This window comes from Paenibacillus xylanexedens, assembly GCF_007680605.1.
In the GTDB taxonomy this organism is placed as follows: domain Bacteria; phylum Bacillota; class Bacilli; order Paenibacillales; family Paenibacillaceae; genus Paenibacillus; species Paenibacillus xylanexedens_B.
Map to the genome: position 1 here is coordinate 1 of NZ_VEIO01000032.1, position 1,019 is coordinate 1,019.

Sequence of the window (1,019 nt, forward strand, 5' to 3'; positions counted from 1 at the left end):
GTTGTCTACAAACTTCTCTGCCGTCAGCTCGGGACGGTTCAAGTATCCCCGCGTCACGCCTTCTCCAGCCACGTACATTTCACCGGCTACTCCCAGAGGAGTAAGTCGCCCATCCTTATCCAGGATCATAACGGACAATGTGGGGATCGGTTTTCCAATGTTGCTAATGTTCTTCCAAATATCCTCAGCGGTTATTTCCTTGTACGTCACGTGCACAGTCGTTTCAGTGATCCCGTACATGTTGATTAGGCGGGTATTAGGATATGCCCTCGCCCATGGTTCTAAATACGCGGGGGACAACGCTTCCCCGCCGAATATCACTTTGCGTACGGCCAGATTCCAGTTGGATTCCTTGTCGCACACTTCGTGAATCAGACTGTAGAACGCTGTAGGTGTCTGGTTAAGAATTGTTACCTGTTCACGTTCCAGCAACTCCGCGAACAACCGCGGTTCTTGAGCTGTTCGTTTTGGAACGATAACCAGCTTGCCTCCGTACAACAGCGCGCCATACTTTTCCCATACTGAGAAATCGAAGCAGAACGAATGGAACATCGTCCATACATCACCCACACCAAAGTCGAATAGGTTGCGATCGTTGAAGAGCAACCGCACAACATTGCGATGCTCCACCATCACTCCTTTCGGCTTGCCCGTCGATCCCGAAGTGTAGATCACGTACGCCAGATCGCTTGGCTCGCTTGCGACAGACCGATTTCCGTTCTCACCTGCGTATAACGAGTTGTCCGCCAGGTTCAACACAGCACCTTCATAAGCTGGCGGTACTTTAATGCCATCGCCGTATACGAGCAACACTCTTGCGCCGCTGTCTTCCAGCATGTACGTCACCCGATCCGGCGGGTACGCCGGGTCGATCGGCATGTACGCTCCGCCCGCCTTCAAAATCGCCAGAATCCCCATGATCATCTCCACCGAGCGATCTGTCATGATCCCCACGATCTGGTCTGCACCCACGCCGCGCGAGCGCAGTTCATGTGCCAGCTGGTTCGCTTTCGCATTCA

The 1,019-nt window shown here is 53.2% G+C and carries 1 protein-coding gene; it reads right to left on the reverse strand.

What is annotated here, in order from left to right; translation table 11 throughout:
• The coding region (locus FS818_RS28215) for an amino acid adenylation domain-containing protein (RefSeq protein ID WP_145336721.1) at positions 1-1,019 on the reverse strand (1,019 nt) is incomplete at both ends.